This window comes from Streptomyces alkaliterrae (assembly GCF_007097205.2).
Lineage (GTDB): Bacteria > Actinomycetota > Actinomycetes > Streptomycetales > Streptomycetaceae > Streptomyces > Streptomyces alkaliterrae.
The window spans coordinates 1-1,614 of the sequence record NZ_VJYK02000561.1 but is presented as its reverse complement, the minus strand read 5'-3'; the positions used below and the strand labels follow the sequence as shown (position 1 = coordinate 1,614).

General features: G+C 72.8%; 2 protein-coding genes. One reads left to right on the top strand and one right to left on the bottom strand.

Annotated features, from left to right (window positions below; translation table 11 throughout):
* Positions 1-986 (top strand): erythromycin esterase family protein (locus tag FNX44_RS26740; RefSeq protein WP_143651546.1); only part of this gene is annotated, 986 nt, incomplete at its 5' end.
* Between the two features lie 13 nt (positions 987-999).
* On the opposite strand, the gene FNX44_RS26735 is transcribed toward FNX44_RS26740, so the two are convergent.
* Positions 1,000-1,470 carry an Lrp/AsnC family transcriptional regulator gene (locus FNX44_RS26735; RefSeq protein ID WP_143651545.1) on the bottom strand — a complete coding sequence of 157 codons (471 nt, stop codon included), beginning with the start codon at positions 1,468-1,470 and terminating at the stop codon, positions 1,000-1,002.
* Positions 1,471-1,614 lie beyond the last annotated feature (144 nt).

Here is a 1,614-nt window from a genome sequence, read left to right as displayed (position 1 = left end):
ACTACGTGCGGGGTGGCGACGGGGACGCGGCTGCGCTGGTCGCGGGGCTGGGGTTCTGGACGTGGCGGACGGAGGAGGTGCTGGCGCTGGTGGAGTGGATGCGCTCCCACAACAGGCGGGTGGCTCCCGAGCGGCACGTGCGGTTTGTCGGCATCGACGCGCAGCATTCCGGGGACGCGGTGGAGCGGCTTGCCGGGTTCCTGCGGGTGGTCGCGCCCGAGGAGGCGGACGGTCGACGGGCCGCCTTCGACGTGCTACGTGAGGCGCGGCCGGGTTCGCGGCCCGATCCCGCCGGGGCGTTGCGGGCCGAGATGGAGCGGCTGGTCGACGCGGTGGAGGGGCGGCGTGCGGAGTTCGCCGAGCGGGTCGGCGAGGGGGCCGTGGCCGAGGCGGTGGAGGACGCGCGGTTGCTTGTCCACAGCGCCGATCTGATCAGCCGACTGTTCGACCCGGCTGACACCGAGGGCGGGGTGTTCACGGCCAGGGAGAGGTACATGGCCGAGGCCGTGGACGCGCTGGTGGCCGGGTCTCCGTCGCGGCGGGTTGTCGTGTGGGCGCACAACGGGCACGTGGCGTCCGGGCTCTGCGCCGGGGTTCCGGCCCTCGGGGCGCGGCTGCGGGAGCGGTACGGGGACGCGTACTACGCGCTCGGGCTGCTCTTCGGGAAGGGGTCCTTCCGGGCTCGGCGGGGTACGGACGTGAGGCGGCCGGTCCGGCGCAACCGGATCGGCCGGCCCGGGGCGCACACGTTGGAGGGGCTGCTGGCGCGGGCGGTACCCGTGGATCACCTCGTCGACCTGCGGGCGGCCGGGGAGGCGGACGCGGAGGTGCGGGAGGCGTTGCGGCAGACGTACGCGCACCGCACGTTCGGTGCCGCCGTGCCGCGCTTTCTGTACCGGTTGAACGCGGCGCCGGTCGTGCCGGCGGAGGAGTTCGACGGGCTCGCGTACGTCGCCCGGTCGACGTGCTCGCGTCCGCTGCCCTAGAACGCCGGGGGCGTCAGGGTTCGGGGTCGAGGTCGGTTTCCTCGAAGACGAGGAGGGTGCGGGTGGAGAGGACTTCGGGGATGGACTGGATGCGGGTGAGGACCAGTTCGCGGAGGGAGCGGTTGTCGGCGGTGTGGACGAGGAGGAGGACGTCGAAGTCGCCGCTGACGAGGGCGATGTGCGCGGCGCCGGGGAGGGCGGCGAGTTTCTCGCGGACCGTGCGCCAGGAGTTCTGGACGATCTTGAGGGTGATGTAGGCGGAGGCGCCCTGGCCCGCGCGTTCGTGGTCGAGGCGGGCGCTGAAGCCGCGGATCACGCCGTCGGTGATGAGGCGGTTGATGCGGGCGTAGGCGTTGGCGCGGGATATGTGGACACGTTCGGCGACCGCGCGGACGGAGGCGCGGCCGTCGGCGCGGAGTATGCGCAGGATCGACCGGTCCACGGCGTCGAGGGGGCGCGTGGTGGCCATCTGTTCATCCGCCATGCCTTGCGGCCTCCCCTCCCTGGACGTCGTGTGCCCATCCCAGCGTCGGCGGCGCCATCTGTCCACAGGCAGGACCCACCTGTAGCCAGAATGTGCTCCGGACCGAACAATCGGTAGGGAGAGCTCACCGGGGTGCTCCCGGTG